The sequence below is a fragment of the Paenibacillus sp. 01T422 genome (assembly GCF_056398785.1).
In genome coordinates this window covers 1-4,242 of the sequence record NZ_JBFTQB010000572.1, presented here as the reverse complement: position 1 = coordinate 4,242, position 4,242 = coordinate 1, and the positions used below count along the sequence as shown (strand labels likewise).

5 protein-coding genes are annotated in these 4,242 nt (G+C 47.8%); 1 reads left to right on the top strand and 4 read right to left on the bottom strand.

The features are described 5' to 3' along the window. From pheA to AC1DUA_RS26155, 4 genes are all read right to left on the bottom strand, one after another. The coding region (gene pheA / locus AC1DUA_RS26170) for a prephenate dehydratase (protein ID WP_477502559.1) at window positions 1–852 on the bottom strand (852 nt) is incomplete at its 3' end. Then, the gene (gene thrB / locus AC1DUA_RS26165; RefSeq protein WP_477502558.1) at window positions 849–1,826 is read right to left on the bottom strand and encodes a homoserine kinase; all 978 of its coding nucleotides are present in this window, start codon (window positions 1,824–1,826) and stop codon (window positions 849–851) included. The genes thrB and pheA, both read right to left, overlap by 4 nt. A 27-nt stretch (window positions 1,827–1,853) precedes the next feature. Beyond that, the gene (locus tag AC1DUA_RS26160; RefSeq protein ID WP_477502557.1) at window positions 1,854–3,140 is read right to left on the bottom strand and encodes a homoserine dehydrogenase; all 1,287 of its coding nucleotides are present in this window, start codon (window positions 3,138–3,140) and stop codon (window positions 1,854–1,856) included. 34 nt (window positions 3,141–3,174) lie between these two features. Continuing rightward, on the bottom strand, window positions 3,175–3,657 hold the full coding sequence (locus AC1DUA_RS26155; protein WP_477502556.1) for an ACT domain-containing protein: 483 nt from the start codon (window positions 3,655–3,657) through the stop codon (window positions 3,175–3,177). Between the two features lie 166 nt (window positions 3,658–3,823). Here AC1DUA_RS26155 and AC1DUA_RS26150 point away from each other — a divergent pair. Beyond that, window positions 3,824–4,242 (top strand): NUDIX hydrolase (locus AC1DUA_RS26150; RefSeq protein ID WP_477502555.1); only part of this gene is annotated, 419 nt, incomplete at its 3' end.

Genomic DNA, 4,242 nt, shown 5'->3' with positions numbered 1-4,242 from the left:
CGAATAGCTAGGGTAACAACCTAAAATGCGGACCTGACACCCAATCGCTTCAATTTCTTGAATGGCCGATGGGAGCAGAACGGAGTCCAGTGAGCCCGCAATATCAATATAAAAATAATAAGTGCCTAACTTCTTCTTCGTTGGCTTGGACTCAATTTTGGAAAGATTGATTCTCCGCCATGCGAAGGCCGATAGCACCTGGTGAAGAGCGCCTGGGAAATCTTCCGGCAGCGTGACCAGAATCGTCGTCTTCATAGCTTCCGAAGGTTTCAACTCTGAAGCTTCCTTGCCGACCAGCAAGAAACGCGTCACGTTGTCTTTGTGGTCTTGTATTTCTTTTTGCAGCATAGGCACGCCATAGTTTGTAGAAGCAATGGCCGTTCCAATGGCAGCAACAGACGGGTCCTGCAAAGAAGAAACAATTCGAACAGCTTCTCCCGTAGAACTAACTTGTTCAAATTCTGCCCCGCTTAAATACTGTCTCATAAAACGGCTGCACTGTGCAGGTACGACGTGATGAGACAACACCTTGCGAATATATCCAAAAGGGTTGGAATCATCCGAGTGGCCCTCAGGATTTGCGTATCCGATGAGATTCATGTCAATGGGAAATACCCATTCCGCCCGAATCGGTAGATCCACTTCATGAACAAGCCAGTCCACATGGAGATGGACAGAGCCTTCCAGTGTATTTTCGATAGGGATAACGCCCAGATCTGTTTCACCGGACGATGTCGCGTTGAACACTTCGGATATTAACTTATAAGAAACGTAACTGAAGTCTTCGCCCAAAAAATGGCGGGTAGCCTCTTCAGAAAAGGTACTAGGTCCAAGAATTGCAACTCTCTTCATGCAAGAACCTCCTTTTCTACGAAGGACTGAAGATCCCCGTCGCTTTCCTGCAACGAAGTCGTTGTTACACCTTCACGGCTTGGCTTTAACCACAACGTCTGTGCCTCGATACCTTCCTTAGCCAGCGTCTCTTTCAGAAATCCTTCCAGCTCCGCCTTGCGGCCGCTTCGCTGGTCCACTAGCGCAAGCATGGTTGGCCCCGCTCCGCTAAGCGCAACCCCAAGCGCGCCGTGATTCTCGGCTTGCTCGAGCAGCGTCTTCATGCCAGGAATAAGCTCCGCGCGGTAGGGCTGATGCAGCGCGTCTTTCATGGCATGACGGATCATCCCCAGATTGCCTGTGATTAGCGCGGCAACCAGTAGAGATGAATGGCTGAGGTTGAATACCGCATCCTTCATCGGTACCTGTTTCGGCATGACGCCTCTCGCCTTCTCTGTAGCAAGCTGGAAGGCTGGGATCGCCACCAGCACCTCCAAGTTCGGGTCCGGCTCGATCCGAATGGATTCTGCCTGCTCTCCGTCCCAGAACGCAACCACAATGCCGCCAAAAAGGCTCGCTCCTACATTATCAGGGTGCTTCTCTAAGCGGCTTGCAATTTGGAACAGCTCATATTCTGTGAGCTTATTACCAATCAGTGCATTTGCGCCAGCCAGAGCGCCAATAATTGCTGAGGCACTGCTGCCCAGTCCGCGGGTTAGCGGAATATCGCTGTACATCGAGATGTACAACTCAGGGTGGGAGACGCCTGCTTCTTGAAATACCATTTGGGCGACTTTGTAAATGAGGTTCGTCTTGTCCGTTGGGATCCCGTGCATTTGATCACCGATCAAATCAATCGTTGTTTGCTCCGAGATGGCCATATCAATCCAGGCATATAAATTCAAGGCCATCCCCAGTGAGTCAAAGCCAGGACCTAAGTTTGCCGTACTTGCCGGCACTTTCACTCTTACCTTTTGCACTGCCTTATAACTCATTTCGAAATTGCGCCTCTTTTCAATAGATTAGCCTTCAACGCGGTAGACGCTTTTGATGGCGTGAATAACGTCCATGGATTCAAACTGTTTCAGCACATTTTTCATGCTGGCTTGGTTAGCGTCATGCGTAATGATGATAATCTCAGCTTTAGGATTGTGCTTATTAGGATGTTGGAACACGGATTCCAAGCTAACTTCATGCTCAGCAAAAATCTGTGTAATTTGAGCCAGCACACCTGCTTTATCTTCAACGTGTAAAAGAATGAAATTTTTGCAAGCAATTTGCTCATCCGTTTTCAGTTTCTTCTCCTTGTAAGGAGCAAGCACCCTGCGTCCATTCACTCCAAGCTTCAGGTTCCGCCCAACGGCTACCAAATCAGCTACAACAGATGTTGCAGTAGGCAGCTCGCCAGCACCAGCACCGTAGAACATGGTCTCGCCAACTGCTTCGCCTGTCACATATACAGCATTGAACACACCATTTACAGAAGCAAGCGGATGGGAGTTCTTCACCATCGTAGGCTGAACGCTCACCGAGATATGCCCGTCATGATTCTCAGCGATACCAAGCAATTTCACTTCGTACCCTAATTTCTTCCCATATTGAATGTCTTCTTTCGTTACATTAGAAATTCCTTTTGCTTCAACATCGCTTAGGGCAACATTGGCATGGAAGCCAAGTGTGGAAAGAATCGTCATTTTGCGAGCAGCGTCAAGACCTTCAACGTCGGATGTCGGGTCAGCCTCTGCATAACCAAGTTCTTGAGCTTCTTTCAGTACGTCTGCGTAAGCAGCGCCTTCTTGACTCATTTTGGTCAAAATATAGTTCGTTGTTCCGTTCACAATCCCCATGATCTTCGTAATACGGTCAGAGGAGAAGCCCTCTACGAGTGCACGAATGATCGGAATACCTCCAGCAACGCTTGCTTCATAGAAAACGTCACAACCATGCTCAGCCGCTTTCGCCAAAATTTCAGCACCATGCATCGCCATGAGATCCTTATTCGCCGTAACAATGTGCTTCCCATTGCCCAGTGCCGTTAGAATATGATCTTTCGTAGCGGAAACCCCGCCCATTACTTCAACAACGACATCGATTTCGCTATCGCTGATTACATCCCATACGTTCTCTGTCAGCTTGTCTGCGTCCACAGAAATGTTGCGGAGCTTTGATTTATCTTGTACCAAAATTTTGGAAATTTCGATCGCAGAGCCTGTTTGACGCTGTAGATCCTCTTGATGACCTTCAATAATACGTACGACACCTGTTCCTACTGTGCCTAGTCCAAGCAATCCAACCTTGATCGGTTTCATATCGTTTGTCCTCCCGATTAAATAATATGCTATCTTAACTGCCCTGACCGATAATCATGGCACGCTTAACTCCTTCTTGCGACTGAAGCCGGTCCAATATTTGACGAATCTCTTCCCCCATTGTTGAGGTTTCAACAGAAATGACGACGTTGGCCATCCCTTGCAGTGGAATCGTCTGGTGAATCGTAAGCACATTACCTTCCAAATTAGCGATAAGCGCCAGAACGCGGGATAAAATCCCTGAGCGATGCTCCAAATCCATCGAAATCGTTACAATACGCTCTCTTTCCAGCTTACTTAGCGAATGAATGCCATCTTTGTACTTATAAAAAGCGCTTCGGCTAAGCCCAACCTGCTCAACGGCATCATGAATCGTCTTCACTTCGCCCCGAGCCAGCAGCTCTTTGGCCTGTATCGTCTTCAGTACACCTTCTGGTAAAATATCTTCCCGGACTAAGTAGTACCTCTCAGGACCGGTGTGCTTGATCGTTTGTAAAAACTCTTTGCTTTCCGGCACGACCTTACCGTCCTCTCTAGAAAGACTATTGTTTACCTATAGAGGACATTATATCGAATCATGAGGTCTGAAGCAATAGGCAAATTACTCTCAAACTACCTTCTTTGCAGGAGCTAGTTTACTTGTGCTAAGCTGAGTGTACTAGAAAAAGAAAGGGATCGCCACCATGATTACATTGCGTATGATGTCTACCGCTCTCCTATGGAACAGCCGGAATGAATTGCTAATGATGAAACGCTCTCTAACGCGCACACTGTCCCCAGGACTGTGGGCTGCTATCGGGGGTCATTTAGAGCCAGATGAACTGAATAACCCACGTGCCGCGTGTTTGCGTGAAATCTGGGAGGAAACTGGCATAGAACATGATGAAATTCAAGGGCTTAGTTTGCAGTATATTTTACTGCGATTAAATGGACAAGAAGTGCGGCAGCAATTTTTCTACGTCGGCTCCACCGATGTGAATCCCCGCATCACCACCCCTGAAGGTGAGCTGCATTGGGTTCCCAAAGATCTTGTTCTAGAGCGTCCTCTTCCATTTATTTTCCGCAGTTTACTTGAGCATTATTTAGTTGCTGGACCTACTAC

Bases quoted from the DNA above. Each gene is read 5' to 3' on its own strand.
- thrB (WP_477502558.1), bottom strand. From the start codon at position 1,826: ATGAGTTATAAGGCAGTGCAAAAGGTAAGAGTGAAAGTGCCGGCAAGT.
- AC1DUA_RS26160 (WP_477502557.1), bottom strand. From the start codon at position 3,140: ATGAAACCGATCAAGGTTGGATTGCTTGGACTAGGCACAGTAGGAACA.